Here is a 23,839-nt window from a genome sequence, read left to right on the forward strand (position 1 = left end):
GCTCACCTTGTTATCGCGCAGCGGCGAACGGCACGGCGGATGACCTCGCTCGAATCTGGGTCGGGGTGCTCGCCACCGCCTTTCCATTCATCAGAACCCAGCCATTCTTCGAAGTAGAATAGCCATGTCGCAATCCACGGGATTAAGGTCTGGTCCAAGCGCATCGAACCCACCCACTCATGCGCTTTAGGCAGGTGCAAGCAGAGGCGGAGTGGATCGCGGTAGACGTGCGGCAATTTCCTCTCGCCAGCAAGAAGCTGAAGGTCCGGTTCCAGCACGACAGCCTTCGCTGATCCGCCTCGCTCATAGGTCAAGCGGACTCGATATTCCCGATTCAAGGGCGTGGGACGAACATGATATTCCCACGACAGTCCTTTTGCATTCAACGCACCGTCACCCGCACAAATCGGGTTCGCTCGCAGGAACAAAAACTGCTGTGCGGGCGTGAGATCAGGACGGGTTGACCAGCTCATTAATCACCGAAGTACGTGTTCTTCAGAACAGCCGTCGCCGCAGCGCTGTTGGTCAACGTAAGACCAACCATAAGCGCAACAAAAAGCTTTTGCGCCGCGCGCGCGCCTGAAAACTGTTCGGTGCGGGCATCCATGACGCGCGCCACGACGGTCTTGCCGTAGGAATCGCGGAGTTTCTTGGTGATGCGGTCGAGGCCTTCGAGTTCAGCGAGGTTCTCGAAGTCGGCGAGCGCCTTGGCGTGCCAGGCATAAAAGCCGTGGCCCGCGCAGGCTCCTTGTTCCAGCGCTCGGCGAAATTCTCGCCGATGGTCGTTTCGTTGGCGACAACATACATCCGCTGACCATTCACGAAAGGCCGATCAATGAAGTGAGGCATCATCCGGATCGTTGCGATGACGACATCAAGTGCGGAGTCAAAGGTGAACGTGTTCACGCAGTACTCGTAGGCTTGCGCTGCCAGCGTCGTAATGACGATAGAGATTGGCGCGATGTCGGCCTCGATATCGAAGAAATAGATATCGCGGTGGCGCTTCAGCAGCTGAACGGTTTGGCGCAAAATGCCCTTGACCCTTATGTGCACGGGGAAGGGCTCGATATTAGCCTGCCGGTCAGCTGCGATGGCCTTTTGAACCTTGAGGCGCGGCCGCATCAAGGCGCGCTTCTCGAACAGTGCCCAATATCCCTTCGGGTTGGGCTTGAATTCGCTCAGGCTTTTATCCGGTACCAACTCGCCGCCATTGTTGCAGCTGGGGTTCACAATTGTTGGTGTAACATCCAGATGGAATTCGCGCGCGTAGTTCAGACGCCAGCACCGCTTTTTCTCCTCAAGCATAGCTGCATAGCGTGCATTTTCGCGAAGCCGGTCGCCAACGATCTTCTTCAGCTCAGCGGGCGGGCGTACCGACGCAAATCGGAAAACGAGCAGATAACATCGACATCGAATCCTCGCGGCCGAGCGGTTTCACTGAGGTGCCCAGCCCCGCCGATCCATGCGGGTAAACATCAATGTGTTGCAAAATGGGATTGTCCGACGAGGACAACCAATCTGCGACCGCCTCATAGCTCGCCTTGGCGGCCTCCATTTGCGCGGTGGTCAGTTCGAGATCCTGACAGATCTCGTCCAATATCGAATAGACCTCGGATTTGCGCAGCAAGACATTCTGAGGCACGAGGCTTCCGGCAAACTCGTTCATTTCATCACTTTGCTTAGTTGGTAGCATGGCACAAACGGCTCTGCCGGTTCCGTCAGAAACACAGGTTCAATGCGCGCCCGGTCGCGGCGAGCCGCTGCCGCGCCCATTGTCACTTGGCACTTAATTATGAGAATGCCATACAAACGATTCCAAATGCTTAGGCCCGGCACTTAATTTGATAATTAGCAGTTAATTTGATAATCGCTCTTGGCGAGACCGGTAACTTCTCTGGGGTTAGGCGGCGCGCAGGAGAGCCGTTCGCCAATCCTGATGGTTCGCTTGCGCACGGTGGCATGCGTCTCGGTCGGCTCAACGGGCAGGAATTCGGCAAGCACTCTCGCAGCCTGCCGGTACGGCATCATGCTCCCCAGCCGCGCCGTCAGTTCCATCAGCTCGGATGTCGCTCGATCCGGGCAGATCTCCCGCAGCGGCGCAAAGGCATCGACCATGCCTGGGTAACAATCCCGACACAGCATCCAACGAGGATTGCGCACCTCCACGATGCCAAAGACAGTCCGGATCCGTCGCGTCGTGTAGTCCTTGACCGGCCGAAACCTGTGGCAATCCGGGCAGACCCGACGAAACTAGGGAATACGTCTCCGCCTCATGGTTCACGACCGCGCTCTGCAGCGCCGCCATGATGGTCTTGCTATCTTCGATCGACAGGCCGAGGTCGCCGTCAAACAGACGTTCCCAGCTCTTGTCGATGCGGACCGCCTTCCGGCAAACGTCACCGAACTCGTTCCTGCCCTCGATCGTGATCGTCCATTCCACCGCCATCGCTCTCCCTCCGAACAAAGCGGCGCTCATAGACTACGCGGGCCTAACAACCTGTATTCGACCCCAGGGAAATTACCGGTCTCGAAAGATAGCCTGCGACCGATCTCGTCGCTGCTAGGAGGAATGCTGTGCCTTTAGGCGCTTCCTGGCTACGCTCAGTTCTTTGACAATGCGTCCGTGACGAACTGGGGCAGTCATTGCGCAGCCAACCACGGGGCTCGATAACAGGCCGGCGTCCCGGACCCGCACGAAAAAGTACACCATTGCGTAATTGCGCTGGACTGCTCGCCATTCAAGCGGAATCACCAGCCTTTGAAGCTGGCACAAACCTCAACTGTTCCGCTGCAGCAAACCGTTTAAGACGAGATCGACATGTGCCTCGATAAAGGCCGCCTCATCGATTGGATTTCTGTCTGCGAAGATCAGTTTCCAGATAGTGAGGTGAATAGCCGAGCTGATCACCACTTCCGGCATATTTGCAGCGGCGCCCTCGTGAAACTCGCCCGAAGCCACGCCTTGCTCGATAAGCGCGCGAACTGCGTCGAGCAGGGGTGCGATAAACTCGCTGTAATGCCGGTCGATGATATTGGGGAAGCGCGAACCGTCAGCCAATTGGAGGCGCAACAACTCTCTCGTCTTCCTGTCGCCGGCGAGCTTGTCGTATCCCAGGAGAAGCAATTGGCGCAAACGGTCGGAATGAGAGCCTAGCAGCGCATCGATAGAAGCTCGGACGTCTTCGAACGGCGCCGAGACATGTCCCATCGTTGCCTCGAACAAAGCGTCCTTCGTCGGAAAATACAGATAGACCGTGCCTTTTGTGACGCCCAGGCGCGCGGCGACGTCTTCGACGCGCGCGGCTGCATATCCCTTTTCGACAAACTCCTCGAACGCCGCATCGAGGATCTCGTGCGGGCGCCTCGCTTTCTGTTCTGCTCGAGAAAGTTTCTTTTCCATGGCTGGCATCCTTCGTTGAACCGGTCAGACGATTCCGTCAAAAATCCATTGACTAACTCGTAAGTCAGCGATATTTAGCCCACCGTTTCCTCTGATGCAACGGTGCCTGGAGCAATGAACACATTTCGCCCAATCATTCTGGGTCTCGCCTGTGCCGCCCTGGCAGGCTGCGAGGACCATACCTCAAGCCAGACGGCACCGCAGCCGGTGCGAGCAATTGCCGCCTCGCTGGCTCAATACCAGCCGGGCGCCGCGGTCACCGGGGAAGTGAAGGCTCGGGTTCAATCCGAGTTGTCTTTCCGGACCGGCGGCCGGGTGAGAGAACGCCGCGTCGATGTCGGATCACGGGTGCGTGCGGGCGACGTCCTGATGCGCATCGACGACACCGAGCAACGCGCCGATGTCGATTCCGCCCGGGCGGGCCTGCGGTCGGCACAAGCCACCGTCAAGCAGAAGGCGCTTGCCTTCGAACGCTACAAGACATTGCTGAAATCGCGAGCAATCGCTCAGTCGACCTATGATGGGGCGCGAGAGGCGTTGACGACAGCGCAGGGCTCTCTGGAAGTCGCCCAGGCGAGTTTAGCGACGGCGCTGGATGCGCTTTCCCATACGGAGCTCAAAGCCGACGCAGATGGCGTCATCACCTCGCGCAGCGTCGAAGCAGGCCAGGTGGTCTCTGCGGCGCAGCCGGCGCTGACGCTTGCGCGCGATGGCCCGCGGGACGCTTCTTTCGAGGTGTTCGAAGCCTTCTTCCTCCCAGGCCGACCGACGAGTGAAGTCGAGGTTGCTCCGGTGGGTGATCGGGCGCGCACGGCACGGGGCAAAATCCGGGAAGTCTCTCCAGTCATCGATACGAGCACCGGGACCATCCGCGTCAAGGTGGCGCTGCCGCAAGAGGCGCAATGGTCGCTCGGAACGTCGGTGGTGGGTGAATTCCATTCACCGTCTCGTCAAGGTGTGATCCTGCCGTGGAGCGCCATGGCCTCCGCCGGGGGTGAGCCGGCGGTATGGGTCATCGACGCGGCAAGCAAATCGGTCTCGCTGCGCAAGGTCGCGGTCGCCCGCTATCGAACAGCCGATTTCATCGTCACCGGTGGGATTGCGCCAAAAGACCTGGTCGTCACCGACGGCGGAAAATTTCTCAAGCAGGGCCAGGCTGTGGCCTGGCAGGAGAAGTGACATGACCAGCTTCCGTTCACGCATCTCAAGCCGGTTCGTTCAGGTGATAACGGTCCTGATCTTGCTTCAGGCCGTTCTGGTGCTGTTGCTTCTTTCGGGCTGCGACCAAAGCCCAGCCGCGAAAGCGGCCCCGCCACGACCGGTCAACGTCGTCACGGCGAAACCGGAGCTGCCCGCTGTTTTGGGTTTCGCCGGCGTCGTGCAGGCGCGGGTTGAAACAGATCTGGCATTCCGGGCATTGGGCCGCGTCATATCGCGCAGCGTCGAGGTCGGCGATCTGGTGCACAGGGGCGATGTTGTGGCCGAGCTCGATCCTCTGGCGCTGCAGCTTGCCGTCACGAGCGCCGAGGCTGATCTGCGCAATGCCGAGGCGCAGCTCGAGAACGCCACAGCCACCGAAAAGCGCAAGCGCAATCTCGCGTCTGCAAATACCGGCAGCGTTGCCGATGCCGAAGTTGCGGATCAGGGCCTCAAGTCGGCCGAGGCGGATGTGGGACAGGCGCGGGCTCGTCTCGACAAGGCACGCGAGCAGCTTGGATATTCGCGGTTGAAAGCCGAATTCGATGGCGTGGTGACCGCCACTTCGGTCCAGGTCGGACAGACGGTCACGGCCGGTCAGACGGTCCTGAGGTTAGCCGGCCTGGATCGGCGTGATGTTGTGGTCGATGTGCCCGAAGCCCAGGTCGGTTCACTACGCCCTGGGACGCGCTTCGACATCGCTCTTCAGCTTGATGACACGGTTCGGACGGTGGGCGTTCTGCGAGAGATCGGCCCGGAAGCCGACGCCAATACCCGCAGCCACAGGTTGAAGATCGCCTTGAACGAGGCACCCGAGGTTTTCCGTCTCGGTTCCGTCGTCACGGCGACGGCGGCAAGCAAAGCCACGGCCAGCGCGATCGTGCTGCCGGCCACCGCAATCCTTGAGCAGGATGGCGCCGACCATGTCTGGGTGATCGATCGGGCCAAACTCACAATCTCCCTGAGACCGGTCCGGCTCGAAGCCCGGCCCGCCGGGGCTGCTCGTGTCCGGGTCCTGTCGGGGCTGCAGAACGGAGAAGAAGTTGCCGTCGCGGGCGCCAATGAACTCGCGGACGGCCAAAGCATAAGACCTGCACAGGAGCTGCCCCAGTGAACAAATTCAACCTTTCTGACTGGGCGCTCGAGCATCGCTCGCTTGTCTGGTATTTCATGATTGCCTTTGCCTTGGCGGGCATCTTTGCCTATGTCGGGCTCGGCCGTGAGGAAGATCCGTCCTTCACCATCAAGACCATGGTGATCCAGGCGCAATGGCCGGGTGCATCGGCACAGGAAGTTACGCAGCAGGTTAGCGACCGTATCGAAAAGAAGCTGCAGGAGCTCGAATCCGTCGAGCATACCCGCAGCCTGACCACGGCCGGCCAGACGATCGTCTTCGTCGATCTCCTGCCATCGACGAAGGCCCGGGATGTCGAGCCAACCTGGCTGCGCGTCCGCAACATGATCGCCGATATCCAGGCTGAATTTCCTTCGGGTGTCGTCGGGCCTTTCTTCAACGACCGCTTCGGCGATGTCTACGGCAACATCTTCGCCTTCACGGGTGATGGGCTGAGCCAGAGGCAATTGCGCGATCTCGTCGAGGGCGCCCGCACGAAGATTCTGGCGGTTCCAGATGTCGGCAAGGTCGAGATCGCAGGGGCGCAGGATGAAGCGATCTTTCTCGAATTCTCGACCCGCAAGATCGCTGCCCTCGGCATCGACCGGTCTTCGATCATTTCCACTCTTCAGGCGCAGAACGCCGTCACCCAATCAGGATTTATCGAGGCGGGACCGGAACGCATCGCGCTGCGTGTCGGCGGCCGCTTCATCTCCGAGGAGAGCCTGCGAGCGATCAACCTGCGGGTCAACGACAGGTTCTTTCCGCTGACCGACGTCGCAACCATCACCCGCGGCTACGTCGATCCGCCGACCACCCTGTTTCGCTTCAACGGCAAGCCGGCGATCGCCCTGACTGTCGGGATGAAGGCCGGCGGCAATCTCGTCGACTTCGGCAAGGCGCTGGAAAAGACGATCGCCGAAATTACCCAGGATCTTCCGGTCGGCGCGGCGGTAGAGCGTGTGTCCGACCAGCCGGCAGTCGTCGATGAGGCGGTATCGAGTTTCACGCATGCCTTGTTCGAAGCGATCGCCATCGTGCTTGCCATCAGCTTCGTCAGCCTCGGGATGAGGGCTGGACTGGTGGTGGCGATTTCAATTCCGCTGGTTCTCGCCATTACGTTTCTGGTGATGCAGTACACAGGCATTTCGCTGCAACGAATCTCGCTTGGGGCGTTGATCATCGCCCTTGGTCTGCTCGTCGACGACGCCATGATCGCCGTGGAGATGATGGTGGCCCGGCTCGAGGTCGGCGACAGTCTCGAAAAAGCCGCCACCCACGTCTACACCTCGACCGCCTTCCCGATGCTGACCGGCACGCTTGTCACCGTCGCGAGCTTCGTCCCGGTCGGCTTCAACAGCAGCAGCGCGGGCGAGTTCGTCTTCTCCCTTTTCGTCGTCATTGCCGTGTCGCTCATCGTTTCCTGGGTGGTCGCGGTTCTGTTCACGCCGTTGCTCGGTGTGACGATACTGCCGAAAACGATGAAAAAGCATGCGGATCACAAGGGCTGGTTTGCAGCCGGCTTTGCTCGCATTCTTCATCTTTGCCTGCGCTGGCGATGGGTGACGATCGCCGTGACGGTCGCTGTCTTCGCCTTGTCCATTGCCGGCACGTCGCTGGTCCAGCAACAGTTCTTCCCCAGTTCCGATCGGCCGGAACTGATTGTCGACTGGAACCTTCCGCATAACAGCTCGATCAGCGAAACCAGCCGGCAGATGGCACGCTTCGAACAGGAGAAGCTCGCCGGCAATCCCGACATCGATCATTGGTCGACCTATGTCGGAAGGGGCGCACCGCGCTTCATCCTCTCCTTCGATCCGCAGCCGAACGACATCACCTTCGGGCAGACCATCATTGTGACCAAGGGGCTGGACGTCCGCGACAAGCTTAGAAAGGACCTGCAGGATTACCTGCATCAGACGTTTCCGGGCACCGACGCCTTCGTGAAACTGCTCGATATCGGTCCTCCAGTCGGCAAGCCGGTTCAATATCGGGTATCGGGCCCGGATATCCAGACGGTTCGCGATCTCGCGGGCAAGCTGGGTTCGATCATCGATTCCCAACCATCGCTGACCAATCTTGCCTTCGACTGGAACGAACCGGCGCGCGTGGTGAAGATCGATGTCTTGCAGGACAAGGCGCGACAATTGGGCGTTTCCTCGGAGGATATCGCCACCGCGCTGAACAGCATCGTTGAGGGAGCAACCGCGACGCAGGTCAGGGATGACATCTATCTCGTGAACGTGATCGGCCGTGCCGAAGCCGAGGAGCGCGGATCCGTCGACACGTTGCTCGATCTTCAACTGTCGAGCAGCAGTGGCAAGGTCATCCCGCTGTCATCCGTGGCGACGTTCCGCTACGAACTTGAACAGCCGACGATCTGGCGGCGCGACCGGATCCCGACCATCACGATCAAGGCCGGCATCAAGGATGCGACGCAGCCAGCAACCATTGTGGCGGCGCTTGCCGAAAAGGTCGAGGCGTTCAAGACGACATTGCCCGCCGGCTACTCCGTCGAGGTCGGCGGGTCCGTCGAGGAAAGCGCCAAGTCCCAGGGTCCAATCCTGGCGGTGGCGCCGGTCATGCTGTTTGCCATGGCAACGCTCCTGATGATCCAGCTCCAGAGCTTCCATCGGCTGTTCCTCGTCTTCTCCGTCGCGCCGCTCGCCTTGGTCGGCGTTGTCGCAGCGCTGCTGCTCAGCAACGCGCCGCTCGGCTTCGTCGCCCTTTTGGGTGTGCTGGCCCTCATCGGCATTCTCATCCGCAATTCGGTCATCCTGGTCGTGCAAATCGAGGAATTGCGTGGATCTGGACTGTCTCCATGGAAGGCAGTCGTGGAGGCAACGGAGCACCGCATGAGGCCGATCATGCTGACGGCCGCAGCCGCCACGCTTGCCCTGATCCCGATATCGCGGCAGATCTTCTGGGGTCCGATGGCCTATTCAATGATGGGCGGCATCATCGTCGGGACAGTGCTGACCCTGCTCTTTCTGCCTTCGCTCTACGTCGTATGGTTCCGGATTCGCCTCGACGCCGAGGAGGCATGACGTGACGGCATTTCGCTGCTGGTGCCATGCATTGCTTTTGCCGCCACTTGTCCTGTGCGTCCTGGCTGGCTGCGCGACGCGGCCAGAGAGCGTGCTCAAGCCGCTTGCGCTCGCCCCCGGCGGCGATGCCGCTCAGGTCGACATGCTGGTTACGACGACCCGCAAGCCGGTCGAGGATCCCGGGCGGCTCTATTCTGGCGACAGAGGAACGGTGATCTCATTGAACAGCATCGTTGTCTCCATTCCTCCAGATAGAAATCGCAAAATCGGCGAGGTCCAGTGGCCCTCGCACGTGCCGGCCAATCCCGAGAAGGAGTTTGCGGTCCTGAAGGTCGGCAAAGTCGCATCGGAACAGAATATCCTGCGGTGGTTTCGCAAGAACCGGAATGCCAAACGGCAGGCCGTCATCTTTGTCCACGGTTTCAACAGCAGCTATTCTGATGCGGTCTTCCGCTTTGCTCAGATCGTTCATGATTCCGGAACGGATGCAGCGCCTATACTGTTCACCTGGCCTTCGCGCGCCAGCGTGTCCGGCTATCTCTACGACAAGGACAGCACCAACTATTCGCGTCGGGCTTTGGAAGACATGATCCTTCAAGCCGCCGAAAGCCCCGACGTCGGCGAAGTCACGATACTCGCCCATTCCATGGGAGCCTGGCTTACGGCGGAGGCGCTGCGTGGCGTCGGCATGCGCAACGGGACAATTCCAGCCAAAATCAACAATGTCATCCTGGCGTCACCGGACATCGATGTGGACGTGTTTCGTCGCCAGGTCATCGAGATGGGGCCAAAGCTGCCGCATTTCACGATCTTCACCTCGACTGAGGACAAGGCGCTAGGGATTTCACGATTGATCTCGGGCGGCGTCAATCGCGTCGGAGCTCTCGGCGACGTCGATCTCGCTCCTCACTCGGCCGATCTCAAGCGGCTCGGCATCACTGTGATCGACACGAGCGCTGTCGATCCTCGCGATCCGCTCGGTCATAATGCGTTTGCGGACAGCCCCGAAATGATTCGTCTTCTCGGGCGCGGCTTGGCCGGCCAGTCTTTGGAAGCAGGGCAGGCCACCTTCGCAGGTCAAATGAGGATGGCGACGATTGGGACAGCCAATCTCGCCGGTTCGGCAGTGCGAGCAGTCGTAGCGGCTCCAGTGTCCGCCGTCGGCGATAATCCTTACCGCAGGGCGAGGATCCTCGATGGTGAGATATCCTATTGAGCCGGCGATCGGACGGATCACATTAGCGCGAGGCGAGCAGAGGCCGCCGAGTCCCGCAGGGTTCGGCGGCTTTCCAACGCAACAACCGAGGTATACCCACACGGATTTGGTCTTCGTGTGTTGTGCTATTAACGCTTCGAGACACTTGTCGCGCCCAGCGTGAGCGCTCATGATCGCGGCTGATGCCGGTGATTTGAAGCCGAGCATTGACAGGAATGCGGCGCTTGATGCGCCGATGGTCCTGCGATCCGGTTATTCAGGTATTTACTTCTGCGGATCCGCATCGGCTTCAGCCGACGCCGGGAACGGTCGTGTGCATCCGCTCGCAATCGCCGACGCAGAACCCGCTCCGACCCTCGACTTCTTCTACGAAAGCCGCCGATGTCTGACCTTCCCGCCGCTTGTCACCGCGCAACGGGCATGGGCTGTGACAGTCCCGAAACGGTGACGACGCCTGAGCCCCAACCCAGCAGCTTCGGCAGCCATACCTGCGAAAACGCGAGGACAATCGCCGCGAAGATAAGCACGATGACGACAACGCTGCGCATGGTCCCTCTCATTGATTCAAACACCGCCCGGACCGGCCGCCGGAGGTGTTCCTCGGGAACTGTCCTCGAAGCCGGTCATCTTCAGCCGTGCCCGCGTTTTGCCGGGCTGCCCTCGAAGGCGAGCACTTCGCGACCGTCGGAGGCATGGGGTTCCTGGCCGGATGTTTCGTCGTGCGGACCGGGCCGATTTAAGAGCCGCTTGAGCGTCTCGAGCAGATCGTCGACGAAGGTGAAGATCACCGGAATGACGATGAGGCTCAGCAGGGTCGACATCATCACCCCGCCGATCACCACGATGGCCATGGGCTGGCGGAAGCTTGAATCGCCGCCCACGAGGTTGAGCGCGACCGGAAGCATTCCCGCCGCCATGGCTATGGTGGTCATGACAATCGGCCGCGCCCGCTTGTGGCAGGCATCGATGAGAGCGTCGAACCGGGACATCCCCAGGCGGCGCGACATGATCGCGTATTCGACGAGAAGGATGGAATTCTTCGTCACCACGCCCATGAGCATCAGCAGTCCGATGACGACCGACATGGAGAAAGCGGTTCCGGTCAGCACCAGCGGCAGCAACGCGCCGCCGAGCGAGAGCGGAAGCGCCATCAGGATAGTGAAGGGCTGCAGGAAGTCGTGGAAGAGCAGCACCAGAACCGCATAGATGCAGAACACGCCAATCGCCATGGCCAGGCTGAAGCTCTGGAACAGTTCCGAACTGCGCTGAAGCTCGCCTTGGTCGACCAGCGTCACCCCCACCGGCAGGTTCTCGAGAGCCGGCAGCGCCTTTGCCTCGCGGTTCACGTCACCCAGGATGCGGCCGTTGAGTTCGACGGAGACGGTCACGTTGCGCATTCTGTCGATGCGGTCGATCTGGGAGGGACCGCCGCCGATGCGTAGGTCGGCGATCGAACCGAGATCGACACTGCCATTGGCGCCCGCGACCCTGATGTTCCTGATGTCGTCGAGGGTCGTGCGTGTTTTTGGGGCGAACTGGACGACGATTGGAACCTGCCGCTGCGGCAGATTGAGCTTCGGCAGCGCGGAAGAATAGTCTCCGCCTGTCGCCACGCGCACGGCTTCGGCGACAGCGTTGGATGTCACCCCGAGTGCGGCCGCACGCGCGAAATCCGGAATGATCTGGATTTCGGGCGCCCGCCTCGACGCGCTCGACGTGACCGCTCCGATACCTTTAAGCGTGCGGAGCTGTTCCTCAAGCGGTGTACTGACGCCGTCGAGCGCTGTCGGGTCGTCGCTGGCAAGGGTGATATCGAGCTTCGTTCCGTTGCCGCCGCCGCCGACTTCGACACGGACGCCGGGGAGAACCGATAGAGCCTGGCGGATGTCGTTTTCGATCTCGGACTGCTTGCGGCTCCGCTCTTCGATGGGCGTCAGCGTCACGACCAGCGTGGCACTTCCGACACTGCTTGTGGTGGAGGCATCGGGGCCGCCGCCCACGGCAGCCGAACCGATCGACGAGAAAACGTCGGTGACGTCGCCCAGCTTGCCGACGATGTCCGCCGCCTTCCGGGTCATTGCCTCCGTCTGCCCGATGGTCACGCCGGGCTGCAGGGTCAGCGTGATCTGGGTCCGCGCATTGTCGGATGCAGGCAGGAACCCTGTTTTGAGGAAGGGAATTGTCGAAAGCGAAAACGCGACGACGACAGCGGTCAAGACGACGGTGGTTTTCCGGTGGCTCAGGGCCGCCTTCACGATCGCCATATAGGCGCGCATGATGCGGCCATCCTTCTCCTCTGCCGGATGCGCTTTCATGAAATAGGCGGCCATCATCGGCGTCAGAAGACGCGCGACCACGAGCGAGGCGAGGACGGCAACGGCAGCGGTGATGCCGAACTGACGAAACAGAAGCCCCGGTATACCGCTCATGAAGGCCGTCGGCAGGAACACCGCCACCAGCGTAAAGGTGGTGGCGATAACCGCCAGGCCGATTTCGTTGGCGGCTTCGAGCGCGGCTTCGACCGGTTTCTTGCCCATCTTGAGGTGGCGGGCGATGTTCTCGATCTCGACTATGGCGTCATCGACGAGGATGCCGACAACAAGCGACAGGGCGAGCAGCGTCACGATATTGAGGCTGAAATCGGCCAGGTACATGGCGAGGAAGGTTGGGATGACCGACAACGGCAATGCCACTGCCGACAGAATCGTCGCACGCCAGTCCCGAAGGAAGAGCCAGACAACGACGACCGCGAGGATCGCTCCCTCGTACAGCATGTGCATGGAGCCGTTGTAGTTTTCGATGATCGGCCCGACCGTGCTGTAGGCTTCATCGATCTGTACATAGGGATGCGCGGCCGCGAATTGCTTCATGGCCTCGTCGACGCCGGCGGCAACGCCCGTGTCCGAGAAACCGTTGAAACGCTTGACCTCGACCGCGATCACGGGCTGGCCGTCGAAATAGGCCATCGAGGATCGGTCCGCATAGCTGTCCTTGACGGATGCGATATCGTCGAGACGAACCTGCTGGCCATTGGCAAGAGGGATTCGAAGCCCTTTCAGATCTTCGACCGAGGCCACGGCGCCGAGCGTGCGCAGCGTCTGGCGGGTGCTGCCGACTTCGCCGCGACCGCCGGACGTATCCGCCTGGACCGACTTCAACTGCGCCGACACCGTGGCTGCCGTAACCTCAAGCGACGCCATCGTCGCCGGATCGAGGTCGACATGAACCTCGCGATCTACCCCACCCACACGATTGAGCTGTCCTACGCCGGACACCGAGAGCAACGCCTTGGTCATGTCGTTGTCGACAAACCAGGAAAGCTCGGTTTCGTTGAGGTTCGCCGAACGGATGGCATAGGTCACCAACGCGGCGCTCTGCACGGTGACCTTGGTGACGCTTGGCGATTCCATCTGGGCCGGCAGATCGGCCTTCACACTGTCGAGGGCATTGCGAACCTCGTTCAGCGCCTCCTCGCTGTTTTTTTCCAGCTTGAAGGACACCTTGATCGATACCGTCCCGTCGGTGACGGCCGTCGTGATGTGGTCGAGATGGCTCAGCGACGCGAGATTGTCCTCGATGACACGGGCAACCTCCGTTTCGAGCTGCGTCGGCGCCGCGCCGTCGAACGTGGCAACAACGCTGATGGTTGGAAGGTCCATGTCGGGGAAGTTCTGGACCGGCAGATGCTTGAATGCCAGCAGCCCGCCGACGGTCAACATCGCAAACAGCAGTATCGCCGGTACGGGATTGTGGATGGACCAGGTGGAGAAGTTCATCAGCCTTCTCCCGCAATTTTCACGAGAGCGTTGTCTGACAGGAACGCTCCGCCCGAGGTCACGACCTGCGACGACCGGTCTACGCCGGAAAGGATCTCGACTTCGCCGTTACCGCGGCGGCCGGTCTCCACGCGCACCCTTTGCGCACGCTTGTCCTTGTCGACCACGAAGACGTAGTTGATCCCGTCGCGGAACACGATGGCCGTTTCGGGGACGGTTAGGGCCGCCGTGATTTCAAGTTCGATTTTGCCGGTCACATACAATCCGACGCGCGGATGAACGTCTATCGGAAGGGCAACGTAGACGATGGCGCGCCCGGTGCCGGTGCTGACCGAGGGGCCGACCAGCCTTACCCTGCCTTGAATGAGCTGGCAATCCGGCCCGTCGATGTCGACGTTCAATCCTGCCGAGATACGCGGAAGGTAGCGCGCCGAAACTTCCGCCTGCCACTCGACGCGCTGCTGCCGGACCATACGAAACAATTCGGTGCCGGAGGCGACAACCGTGCCGAGATCGGCGGAGCGCGAGGTTATGAGCCCATCGTCAACGGCCGTGACGGTCGTCTGTTCGAGCTTGATCTTCTGGCTTTCGAGGGCGGCTTCCTCCGATTCGAGGCTCGCCTTCGCCGTCTCCTCGGTGGTCAGCCGCTCGACGATATTCTGATCGGAAAGAGCGCCCGACGGGCGCAGTTGCCGCGCCCGGTCGGCATGCGCCGTAGCCTGTGCCAGATTTGCCTTGGCGGTCCTGACCGCTGCTTCCTGCTTGCGAAGATCGGCCAGCACGCTGTCCTGCGAGAGCCGGACGAGCGTCTGTCCCTTTTTCACGGCGGAGCCGACATCGGCGAGAACGTCGGTTATGCGAAGGCCGCTCGTTTCGGATGCGATGACCGCTTCCTGCCATGGCTTGAGCCAGCCGCTGGCCGGGGCCGTTTCCGGCCACTCCCGCTGCGCCGGCGCCGCCAGAGAGACCGTGAGGGCGGGCGCCTCGGGTTGGTCGGCGGCAACGCTGGGAAACGGCAGCAGCATGAGCGCCACTCCGAAAAGGGCGGCGGCGAGTGAGGTGGCCTGTATTCTCAACGATACCATCCTAACGGGTCAGGTCATCGGCGCCTTCTCCCCACGCCGCATCAGGTCGACAGCGTCCATTCGGCCGGCCGCGCAGACGGCGCTCAGGCCGCTCTGGAACTCAGCCGATGACACCATGCACTGAGATAGCCGGACGAACGTTAAGTGCGGTCAAGTTAGTGTTAAGCTGGGTAAAATCCGGTCGCACACCAGCGTTTGTGCTGTATGGGTAAGTATGGTGTAGGAATGAACGGCGGACGAGGCAGATGAACACGGTTCTCCTCATCGACGACGATGTCGAGCTGACGACACTTCTGCAGGAATACCTGACAGAAGAAGGATACGAGGTGGCTACCGACTCCGACGGCCGCGCCGCGATTGCGGCTGCCGCCGGCAACTCCGTCGACATAATCGTGCTCGACATCATGATGCCCCGGATGAACGGGATCGAGGTGCTCCAGAGGATCAGGAAGCTGAGCCGGGTTCCCGTATTGATGCTGACCGCAAGAGGCGATGAGGTCGACCGCATATCGGGCCTCAATCTGGGTGCCGATGACTATGTGCCGAAGCCCTGCTCACCGGGAGAGCTTGCAGCCAGATTGCGTGCGATCCTTCGTCGCGCGAGCCAGCCCGCAAGCGGCCCATCCAACGACACGATAAAAGCAGGACGGCTGGTGATTCATCCAGGCAGCAGAACCGCCGAATGGGACGGGGAGCCTCTGGAGCTTACCGGCACTGAGTTCAGCCTGCTCGAGGTCCTCGCCCGCAACGCGGGACAACTTGTAGCGAAGCAGGACATTTCGAAGCGTGCCTTCGGAAAGCCGCTGACGCCGTTCGATCGCCGTATCGATGTCCATATCAGCAGCGTTCGCCAGAAGCTCGGACTGCGGGAAGACGGACAGTCCTGGATTCAGTCCGTCCGCGGCCAAGGCTATCAATTTCTTCTGGGTTGACGATGCCGCGGCTTTTCTGGAGATTTTTTACGATCATCTGGCTGACGATGGCGGCTACCGTCGCGACCATAATCATCATCGTCAATCTCTTTCAGACCGTTCCCTTCGCGCGGGAACTGGATGACGAGCGGCGCGCGCTCGTTCTGAACCTGACTGCAAGCGTGCTGGCAAAGGATGGCGAGCAAACTGCCACGCGTCTCGTGCGCACGAGCGAAGAGACATTGCCGCTTGGCCTGACGATTTCGAAACTCGCGCAAACCGGCGCATGTTCGGATGCCGATACAGCAGACACCAGGTTCGTCGCGAGGGACGGGGTTTGCTACGCAATGGCCCTGGCAGTCCAACCGAACTTCGTTTTCGACAGCTTTGCGCCGTTCATGCCATGGATAGCCATACTGATTTCGAGCACGATCGCAGCGGCGGCGCTTGCCCGATATCTCATACGCCCCGTCGTCCATCTTCGCGATGGTCTGAGCGCGCTTGCGCATGGTCGCTTCGATATCCGTATCGGCGATAAGATGGCGGGTCGAAAGGACGAGGTGACAGCGCTTGCGCATGATTTCGATTCGACCGCCGCGCGGCTGCAGGAGCTTCAGGATGCACAGCAGAGGCTCTTTCATGACGTCTCCCACGAACTGCGCTCGCCTTTGTCGCGTCTTCAGGCCGTCGTCGGAGTTCTGAGGCAAAGCCCGTCGAAACTCAGCTCAATGCTTGACCGAATCGACCGGGAAGTCGAACGGCTGGATTATCTGGTCGGCGAGGTCCTGACGCTTGCGAGACTGACCGTCACATCCGGCCTTCCCTTGAAGACGCAGGCCCTCGATGTGATCGACCTACTTAACGAAATTCTGGGCGATGCCGCCTTCGAAGCACAGGCGAGAGAGGTGTCGATCACGCCGAACGTCGACGGCGTTTTCCTCGCCGAGGTCGAAGGCGAATTGATCTATAGGGCGCTCGAAAACGTAGTCCGCAACGCCGTCAAATACACCGCCGAGCATTCGCAGATATCCGTGTTCTGCGAGACGACTTCCGATCTGCTCAAGGTCTCCGTCATGGATCGGGGGCCAGGTGTTAGGCGCGACGAACTCGAACGCATCTTCCAGCCGTTCTCCCGCGGGGGCCATGCAGTGCCGAGAGGCGGGTACGGTCTGGGGCTCGCGATCACCAGACAGGCGATCGAGCGGCACGGCGGGCGCGTTTATGCGTCGCTGCCGGAGACGGGCGGCCTGACGATCACTCTGGAAATTCCGCGCAAACCCGAGGCATTTCGCCAGTCGGACGACACCGGCCCTCAGGATTGAGCGGCCGGCTGGTCGCCCGTCTCCGGATTTACCCAACTTTACACTCCCTTTACCGCCATTAACTCTCGCGTCGCTAGAAGCTGAACTGTGGTCCCGGTTCGGAAGGTTGCAGATGGCCTCCAGGTTTCAGCTACATGACATGCGCCTGCGGGTGCTCTGCGCAATTACATGTTCGTTGATTTCCTCCTGCACGAACGTGCCTCTGCATGAGGGTCTGTCCCTCAGCTCCTACACGGGAATGACTCCGTCCGGAAGCACCCTGACAAAGGCGAAGCTGCGCGTGGATCCAGCACCGGTTCTTGCCGCGCGTACCGTGCGCATCGTGCCGACAACGGTACGAACTGGCGGTGACGGCGCATTCGCTCCCAAGGATCTGGCGCTCGTAACCAACGCAATCGATCGGGCGCTATGCACCGGCCTGAGCGACCGCTTCAGGATCGCGGCTCCGAATGAACCGGCAGACCTCGTCGTTCACGCGGCAGTCACCGACATAGTGGCAACCAACCGGGCAGCCGCGGCGACCTCCACCGTCGCATCGCTTGGCGGCTTGGTGGCGCAGATTCCGATGCCGAGGCTTCCGATCGGCCTTGGAGGGCTGGCGGTCGAAGCCGAGGCCGTCGGCGCCGATGGATCGCAGAAGGCGGCCATGCTCTGGTCGCGCGGCGCCAACATGCTGACGACGAAGGCCAGCGTCTCCACCGTTGGAGATGCGTATTCCCTCTCTTCGGCGTTCGGAGCCGATCTCAGCCGCACGCTGATCGGCGGCAAGGACCCGTTCAAGGAAACGATGCTGATGCCATCGATGCAGAAGATCAAAGCCTCGCTTGGCGGCGCTCCGAAGTATGAGGCCTGCAAGGCATTCGGATCGGCTCCCGGCATTAGGGGAGCGATTGCAGGTCAACTCGGCCTGCCGCCGGATTGGACCGACAAGGGGGCAGCTGCCTCGCAACAATAGCTGGGATCGTCAGATTGTCCGGCCGGTCTGCTTTCGGGCAGTCGCTGGCCAGTCATTCGCAAGTCGGGAAATCGAGCGGAAATAGGAGATCGAAATGAGAAAGAGATTGCGAGCCCTACTGCTTGCGCTTCTAGTCGCAAGTCCTTCATTTGCTGCTGAAAGCCAGGCTTTCCTGCCCGCACGGAAGGCTGCGGCCGTACTTGCCGACGGACGCCCCTGGTCGGTCAACACACCGGACGGCAAGACACTCAAATTCACTCTTAAGAAAGACGGCACCGGCAGCGTAAGCGGCCCCATGCCGTTCACGTTGACTGTCGATTGGACCGTGATGGGCGAAACCGTGTGCATCACCGGCAGGATGGGCACCAAATGCCTTCGGTTCAGCGAGATCCCCGGAGGTGTGCAGGGTTGGGACGGGGACAAGCCGGACCTGAAGTTCAGCCGCTGAAGTGACTGCGAGCCCCGACCCGAATTCTCAGAACCATTGGCTTGGCCTTGCGCGAGCGAGGAACGCCGAGGTTGCCCCCATGAACAATTTTAGGACAGTCGTTGCCGTGTCGTTTATGCTGGCGGGCCCGACGATCGCTGCGGCGCAGGTCCCGCCGCTCGTGTTGCCGCCCGGTATCATCCCATTTGCCATAGTATTCCCCTTGCCGCATTCCCACGCTACCAATTCCCCCTTCATCTCTACGTTGCAATAGGCTAAACCATTGAAGGGTGGTTTTTCGGCATTCGGGGGGCATTTTGGATCAATCAAAGTCTGGGCAAAGTGTTCTCTTCGATTCTCGGTTTCTGGATCGGTACGCAGGACCGATTATCTCGGATACGGGCGTGGCGATTGTCGAACTCGTAGCGAACGCGTGGGACGCATTTGCAACCAAGGTTGAGATCACTTGGCCGGACAGAGCAAATGGTGGCCTGTTCTCTATTCGCGACGACGGAAAGGGAATGACCGCCGATCAATTCCAACAACGCTGGGGCACGCTAGATTATGACAAGCTCAGCATGGAGGGGAACAGGTCGACCCCGCCGCCTGAACTGAAGCATTTTGGGCCTCGTGACCCGTACGGAAGAAACGGCAGGGGACGACATGCGGCGTTTAGGTTCTCGGACCCGTACATTATCGCAACGTGGCGTGACGGTATCGAGACCTCATTTGAAGTGAAACGCGGTGTCAACCAACCGTTCGAAATGCGGCAACTTGCCTCGCAACAGCGCGATGGTTCTAGTCATGGTACTGAGATAAGGGCTACGACCGTTTCCAATCTGGCAATGGCGGCTGATACGGCCCGAGAGGTACTCGGTACACGCTTCCTCGCCGATCCGAACTTTGAAGTGTTCATCGACGGCACAAGGGTCACCTTCGACGACATTCCAAGACACAGTATGGACCGTGTGAAGGTCGAGGTGCCGGGCCACGGCACGGCTGAAATTGTAGTTATCGACAGCTTGAAGTCTGACAAGACGACGAAGCAACATGGTATCGCATGGCGCGTGAAGTCTCGGCTGGTTGGTTCGCCGAGTTGGGTGGGTTTCGATCACGAACGGGTCGTTGACGGGCGCACATCAGAAGCGAAGCGGTTCCTATTTATCATATTTGCGGACTTTTTGGACGATTCCGTTACACCTGACTGGACTGGTTTCAATGCTGATTCCGTCGCTTGGAAAGAAACCCTACCGAGGGTTCACAACGCCATAAAAGCGACCCTCTCGGAGTTCACTGCCGACAAGCGGCGAGAGGCGAAGGCAACGGTCAGGGAAACTCACTTCACGAGCATTGCCAAGCTACCGCCTGCTGGCCGTGAAAGGTGGAACCAGTTCGTCGACCAGGTTGTGGACACATGCCCCTCGATCACTGTGGATCAGCTTGGGCAAGTCGCAGGGATTTTGGCAACACTTGAAGTCTCGACTTCCAAATACGGGGTTATCAGCAAGCTCCATGACTTTGTCCCCGATGACTTCGATGCTCTTGATTCGATTCTACAGGACTGGACCATCCGGTTGGCGAAAGACGCGCTGGACGAGATTCAAAGCCGTCTGAAACTGATTGCAGAACTGGATGTGAAGCTCCGTGATCCGAGCATGTCGGAGGTTGGCGATCTTCAGCCCCTGATTGACAAATCGCTGTGGGTGTTCGGTCCCGAATATGAGAGTATCGAATTTACGTCCAACAAGGGAATGACCGAGGTCGTTCGGAAATTTTTCGGCGCTACTTCTCCTGTTAGCCGCCTGCGACCCGACTATGTAATAGTTCCCGATGGGAGCGTCGGTCTTTACAGCAGAGATAGCTATGACCCGTCTGGCGAGGTTATTGGAACTGATCGGCTAGTGATCGCCGAGATAAAAAGGGCAGGAATTGGCATCGGCTCTGATCAAATTACCCAGCCTTGGAACTACGCAAAAATGCTGAAGACTGGCGGTCACATCTCAGACGCGACGTCGGTGACATGCTTCGTCCTTGGATCCACGATCGAAGCGGGCGAGAACGAGCCGACAACGCGCGGCAACGTGGTCATTGTTCCGATGACTTATAACGTCTTCATCCGCAGAGCTCAGGCGCGAATGCTGGGCCTACGGGCTAAGCTTGCTGACGTACCATTCCTCCAAGAATATGTGGAGGAGCTCGCACCCAAACAGAGCAACCTGGAGCTGGCTGGCATTGCGGCGTCTGCATGAAACAGGTCAGACCGCATTTTGCGCTAGTGGATTGATTCCAACGCTTGGTGCCCGCGTTTGACTGCTGCGATGATCTCTTCGGGATCTGCTTTCCAGACGAATGGCCGCGGGTCGTTATTGTGCTCAGTCATGAAGCGGTTGATTGCCGCCTGCAGGTCGACGACGGAGTGGAAGACGCCGTGTTTCAGTCTGCGTCGTGTCAGTTTGGCGAAGAAGCCCTCGACAGCGTTGAGCCATGAACATGATGTTGGAACGAAGTGGAAGGTCCATCGCGGGTGTCTTGCCAGCCAGGCGCGGACCTTCGGCTGCTTATGGGTCGCGTAGTTGTCAAGAATGACGTGGACTGCCTTATCCTTCGGCAGTTGCGCCTCAATCACGTTGAGGTAACGGATGAACTCCTGATGCCGGTGTCGCTGCATGTTGCGGCCGATCACCGAGCCGTCGAGAACATTGAGGGCAGCAAACAGGGTGGTGGTCCCGTGGCGCTTGTAATCATGGGTCATCGTGCCAGCCCGCCCCTTCTTTAAAGGAAGTCCTGGCTGGGTGCGGTCGAGCGCCTGGATCTGGCTTTTTTCATCGACGGAAAGAACAATGGCATGGGCCGGCGGCGAGACGTAGAGCCCAACGACATCGTGCAGTTTCTCGGCAAAGGCCTTGTCATTCGACAGTTTGAAGCTGCGCCAGCGGTGCGGTGCAAGACCATGCTCGTGCCATATCTTGACGACCGAAGAGGCCGCGATCCCCACCGCCTTTGCCATCGCGCGAACGGTCCAGTGTGTGGCCTCGTGCTTGGGCGTTTCCAGCGTCAGCGCGATGACCTGATCGACCAGTTCGGGATCAAGTGGCGCAATGCCTGGCGGGCGGCTCTTGTCGCGCAAAAGGCCATCCACGCCTTCGGCCATAACACGCTCCTGCCATCGCCACACGCAGGTCTTCGATTTGCCGGTAGCCTCCATAATGGCCACAGTTCCCAACCCGTCATCGCTCATCAGAATGATCTTCGCCCGCCACGCATGCTTCTGCGGCGAACCGCGCTTTGCCACGATGGCTTCGAGCCGGATCCTGTCGGTGGCAGTGACGTCAAATGTAATACCGGTGCGCATGCCCGATCGTTGCACATGCGAAAACCGATGGGAATCCAACATCGGACTCTTTTGTCTCGATCAATCCACTAGATTGGTGCCGATCGTTGGTTTTGGCCGGCCTATTCCTCTGGACCGCCTCATGCCCGCGGCCCCGGGAATATGCAGGTCACTTGATGACGCCGAGCCCGAGCAGCGCGAACATCGTCGCGACGAGCAAGACCATCCAGAGGGCCAGACCGAAAAGCCCGGCGTAGATGGAGGAGAAAAAGCTAACGACGACTCCCGATCCAGCATGCCGCTTGACGCGCCATTCGCGAACCGGGAACAAGAAGGGGGCGACAATCATTGTGCCGAGGCCGCGCAGCCCGAGCATCGCGTAGTCCGGCCAGTCGCGCCAGTTGCCGCGCAGCCAGGCCTTGGCGCGGCCGAGTCCGACGAGCGCGAAGCCTCCAAGCAGCAGGACGGTGACCGCTATCCACGCCTTGCCGATCCATGAGTCCATGGCTTCGTTCAAGGCACGCTCGGCCCCGTCCAGCCACAGCCAGCCCGCGTATACGAACATCGGCATGCCGATGAAGCATAGGGCGATAAAGTAAAGTACTCCGGCGACCTCGTTCCAGTCCTTTGCCTCGCGGAATGCTTTGAGGGTCTCGCGGCCCCCCACCCGGCAAGCGCCAGCAGGCCCCATATGACGGCGATGACAACGGCGACAACGAAGAAGCGCTGCAGGCCTCCTAGCATCGCGTCCTTGCCGAACAACCGCACGCCCGCGATGACCGCGAGCAGCAGGTTAGTGATCCCGCGTCCTTCCATGGCGCTCTCCCCCAGCCGCGCGCAGCGGACCATAATGCACCGCGTCGCCGGAACCGCAAAGGAGGCGGCGGAGTGGTGAAAGTTTCCCAATCCGAAGCGGCACGGCTATACAGGACTCGGGATTCAGAGGGGGCAGTGATGAGATTCGGGATTGATTGGGCGGTCGTCATCCCGACGGCCGTTTTCTTCGTGGCGCTCTGGCTGCTACAGTCGGCCTTGTCTACGCTTTACGAGGCCGTCGAAGTCTCGTGCGGCGACCTCTCCTGCGGCGAGAAAATCGCAATCGCGTACCAGTTTCTGTCGCTGTCCACGGTCGTGTCAGCGGGCGCGGTCGCGTGGGCATCCTACCGCTTCAACACGGCAATCTATAAGGGCAAGGGATAACCCGATGCCTGACGTAAGCCTAGAATTCCTGCTGCTCTCGAACGCAATCACCGCGGCGTCGACGCTCGCCGTAACGCTGGCCGTGACGTATTTCACCCATCGCCTGGCGGTGCAGAAGGAGGCAGAGATCAAGCAAACCGATCTCGACCGGGACGCTCGGTATCTCGCCACCCGGGTCGTATGCATGCTGGACCCGTTCGTGCTGCAGTGCGTGGAGGTGGTCAACGACGAGGGCGAATATGTCGAAGACGAACTGACACCGCAGGTGGACACCCCGTCGATCTCGTTCCCAGACGACCTCGACTGGAAGACGATCGATGCCGCCCTCATGTATCGCATCCTGACGTTGCCCAACGAGATTGCGGCCGCAGACAGCACCATCTCCGCATACGCCGAGCACTCGGGCCCGCCAAATTGGGAAGAGGTATGGGAGGAGAGGAAGTTCCAATACGGCCGTGTCGGTCTCTACGCCCTCGACCTCGCCGCCGATCTCCGCCGCCGCTACGGGCTGGCCCCGAAAGACTACTCGCGCTGGGATCCACGGAAAGTTCTCGACGCTGCGTACACAGTCGAAGACGTGCGGCGGAAGAAGGCCGACGCGAGCGTGAAACTCATGATCGCGAAGTCGCTGAAGAAGAAGGCCGCCAAAAAGGAAAGCTGACGACGGCCTGCGCTGCGTCGCCAATTCTTCCATGATGCCGTCGTCCTTCAGGTACCGTTCGAGCGAATACCGAGGGGTGTGGCGCCCGTTAGGCCGGAACGGAAACCTCGGCCGGATAGCCAGGTCCACTGCGATGCCTGCGTCTTCCTGCTGGTCGTAGTATTCCTCAAGACTGCGGTTGTAGCTGTCGACCCATA

The 23,839-nt window shown here is 60.3% G+C and carries 22 protein-coding genes and 1 pseudogene; 11 read left to right on the top strand and 12 right to left on the bottom strand.

The genetic code is table 11. From position 1 onward, the window contains the following. Positions 1–2: 2 nt before the first annotated feature. The 5 genes from IHQ72_RS33245 to IHQ72_RS33265 form a co-directional block, all read right to left on the bottom strand. The gene (locus tag IHQ72_RS33245; RefSeq protein ID WP_258119995.1) at positions 3–473 is read right to left on the bottom strand and encodes a type II CBASS E2 protein; all 471 of its coding nucleotides are present in this window, start codon (positions 471–473) and stop codon (positions 3–5) included. 52 nt (positions 474–525) lie between these two features. Continuing rightward, on the bottom strand, positions 526–1,305 hold the full coding sequence (locus IHQ72_RS33250) for a hypothetical protein (RefSeq protein ID WP_258119996.1): 780 nt from the start codon (positions 1,303–1,305) through the stop codon (positions 526–528). A gap of 52 nt (positions 1,306–1,357) precedes the next feature. Next, a complete protein-coding gene (locus IHQ72_RS33255) occupies positions 1,358–1,666 on the bottom strand; it encodes a nucleotidyltransferase family protein (protein ID WP_258119997.1) in 309 nt (102 codons plus the stop codon). A gap of 182 nt (positions 1,667–1,848) precedes the next feature. After that, entirely contained in the window at positions 1,849–2,115 is a 267-nt protein-coding gene (locus IHQ72_RS33260) for a hypothetical protein (protein WP_258119998.1), read from the bottom strand. Between the two features lie 661 nt (positions 2,116–2,776). Continuing rightward, positions 2,777–3,409 (bottom strand): TetR/AcrR family transcriptional regulator, encoded by a 633-nt coding sequence (locus IHQ72_RS33265; RefSeq protein WP_258120000.1) that lies wholly within the window; start codon positions 3,407–3,409, stop codon positions 2,777–2,779. Positions 3,410–3,514: 105 nt separating this feature from the next. On the opposite strand from IHQ72_RS33265, the gene IHQ72_RS33270 reads away from it, so the two are divergent. Continuing rightward, positions 3,515–4,579 (top strand): efflux RND transporter periplasmic adaptor subunit, encoded by a 1,065-nt coding sequence (locus tag IHQ72_RS33270; RefSeq protein ID WP_258120003.1) that lies wholly within the window; start codon positions 3,515–3,517, stop codon positions 4,577–4,579. A gap of 25 nt (positions 4,580–4,604) precedes the next feature. Here the strand turns inward: IHQ72_RS33270 and IHQ72_RS33275 are convergent, their stop codons facing one another. After that, positions 4,605–4,865: a hypothetical protein gene (locus tag IHQ72_RS33275; protein WP_258124077.1), complete on the bottom strand. Its 261-nt coding sequence runs from the start codon at positions 4,863–4,865 to the stop codon at positions 4,605–4,607. On the opposite strand from IHQ72_RS33275, the gene IHQ72_RS33280 reads away from it, so the two are divergent. From IHQ72_RS33280 to IHQ72_RS33290, 3 genes are read left to right on the top strand one after another with little or no spacing between them, the layout of a single operon-like run. Continuing rightward, positions 4,779–5,711 (top strand): efflux RND transporter periplasmic adaptor subunit, encoded by a 933-nt coding sequence (locus tag IHQ72_RS33280; protein ID WP_258124021.1) that lies wholly within the window; start codon positions 4,779–4,781, stop codon positions 5,709–5,711. The two genes, IHQ72_RS33275 and IHQ72_RS33280, sit on opposite strands and share 87 nt — an antisense overlap. Beyond that, entirely contained in the window at positions 5,708–8,758 is a 3,051-nt protein-coding gene (locus tag IHQ72_RS33285) for an efflux RND transporter permease subunit (protein WP_309508722.1), read from the top strand. Before IHQ72_RS33280 ends, IHQ72_RS33285 begins: the two co-directional genes overlap by 4 nt. Position 8,759: 1 nt before the next feature. Further along, positions 8,760–9,974, top strand: a complete 1,215-nt coding sequence (locus tag IHQ72_RS33290) for an alpha/beta hydrolase (RefSeq protein ID WP_258120005.1) — start codon at positions 8,760–8,762, stop codon at positions 9,972–9,974. A 168-nt stretch (positions 9,975–10,142) separates the two neighbouring features. On the opposite strand, the pseudogene IHQ72_RS33295 reads toward IHQ72_RS33290, so the two are convergent. From IHQ72_RS33295 to IHQ72_RS33310, 4 genes and pseudogenes are all read right to left on the bottom strand, one after another. Then, positions 10,143–10,285 (bottom strand): annotated as a pseudogene (locus IHQ72_RS33295) (IS6 family transposase); the annotation flags it as partial. A gap of 93 nt (positions 10,286–10,378) precedes the next feature. After that, on the bottom strand, positions 10,379–10,522 hold the full coding sequence (locus IHQ72_RS33300; protein WP_258120006.1) for a hypothetical protein: 144 nt from the start codon (positions 10,520–10,522) through the stop codon (positions 10,379–10,381). An 81-nt stretch (positions 10,523–10,603) separates the two neighbouring features. Then, entirely contained in the window at positions 10,604–13,750 is a 3,147-nt protein-coding gene (locus tag IHQ72_RS33305) for an efflux RND transporter permease subunit (RefSeq protein WP_258120007.1), read from the bottom strand. Further along, entirely contained in the window at positions 13,750–14,835 is a 1,086-nt protein-coding gene (locus IHQ72_RS33310) for an efflux RND transporter periplasmic adaptor subunit (protein ID WP_374120301.1), read from the bottom strand. Before IHQ72_RS33310 ends, IHQ72_RS33305 begins: the two co-directional genes overlap by 1 nt. Positions 14,836–15,080: 245 nt before the next feature. On the opposite strand from IHQ72_RS33310, the gene IHQ72_RS33315 reads away from it, so the two are divergent. The 5 genes from IHQ72_RS33315 (at position 15,081) to IHQ72_RS33335 (ending at position 20,699) form a co-directional block, all read left to right on the top strand. Beyond that, positions 15,081–15,767: a response regulator gene (locus IHQ72_RS33315; RefSeq protein ID WP_258120009.1), complete on the top strand. Its 687-nt coding sequence runs from the start codon at positions 15,081–15,083 to the stop codon at positions 15,765–15,767. A gap of 2 nt (positions 15,768–15,769) precedes the next feature. After that, a complete protein-coding gene (locus tag IHQ72_RS33320; protein ID WP_258120010.1) occupies positions 15,770–17,068 on the top strand; it encodes a HAMP domain-containing sensor histidine kinase in 1,299 nt (432 codons plus the stop codon). 280 nt (positions 17,069–17,348) lie between these two features. Beyond that, positions 17,349–18,023, top strand: a complete 675-nt coding sequence (locus IHQ72_RS33325; RefSeq protein ID WP_374120302.1) for a DUF3313 domain-containing protein — start codon at positions 17,349–17,351, stop codon at positions 18,021–18,023. Positions 18,024–18,117: 94 nt separating this feature from the next. Continuing rightward, complete coding sequence (locus IHQ72_RS33330; RefSeq protein ID WP_258120013.1) at positions 18,118–18,471, top strand: hypothetical protein; 354 nt, start codon at positions 18,118–18,120, stop codon at positions 18,469–18,471. Positions 18,472–18,854: 383 nt separating this feature from the next. Then, on the top strand, positions 18,855–20,699 hold the full coding sequence (locus tag IHQ72_RS33335) for an ATP-binding protein (protein WP_258120014.1): 1,845 nt from the start codon (positions 18,855–18,857) through the stop codon (positions 20,697–20,699). A 23-nt stretch (positions 20,700–20,722) separates the two neighbouring features. Here IHQ72_RS33335 and IHQ72_RS33340 read toward each other — a convergent pair whose 3' ends face one another. Both IHQ72_RS33340 and IHQ72_RS33345 read right to left on the bottom strand, forming a co-directional pair. Then, complete coding sequence (locus IHQ72_RS33340; RefSeq protein ID WP_258120015.1) at positions 20,723–21,802, bottom strand: IS630 family transposase; 1,080 nt, start codon at positions 21,800–21,802, stop codon at positions 20,723–20,725. Between the two features lie 148 nt (positions 21,803–21,950). Further along, the gene (locus tag IHQ72_RS33345; RefSeq protein ID WP_258120016.1) at positions 21,951–22,448 is read right to left on the bottom strand and encodes a hypothetical protein; all 498 of its coding nucleotides are present in this window, start codon (positions 22,446–22,448) and stop codon (positions 21,951–21,953) included. A 287-nt stretch (positions 22,449–22,735) separates the two neighbouring features. On the opposite strand from IHQ72_RS33345, the gene IHQ72_RS33350 reads away from it, so the two are divergent. Together IHQ72_RS33350 and IHQ72_RS33355 are read left to right on the top strand one after the other, a co-directional pair. Next, the gene (locus tag IHQ72_RS33350; RefSeq protein WP_258120017.1) at positions 22,736–22,981 is read left to right on the top strand and encodes a hypothetical protein; all 246 of its coding nucleotides are present in this window, start codon (positions 22,736–22,738) and stop codon (positions 22,979–22,981) included. A gap of 4 nt (positions 22,982–22,985) precedes the next feature. Further along, positions 22,986–23,642 (top strand): hypothetical protein, encoded by a 657-nt coding sequence (locus IHQ72_RS33355; protein WP_258120018.1) that lies wholly within the window; start codon positions 22,986–22,988, stop codon positions 23,640–23,642. Positions 23,643–23,839: the final 197 nt, after the last annotated feature.

It is taken from the genome of Mesorhizobium onobrychidis (assembly GCF_024707545.1).
GTDB lineage: Bacteria > Pseudomonadota > Alphaproteobacteria > Rhizobiales > Rhizobiaceae > Mesorhizobium > Mesorhizobium onobrychidis.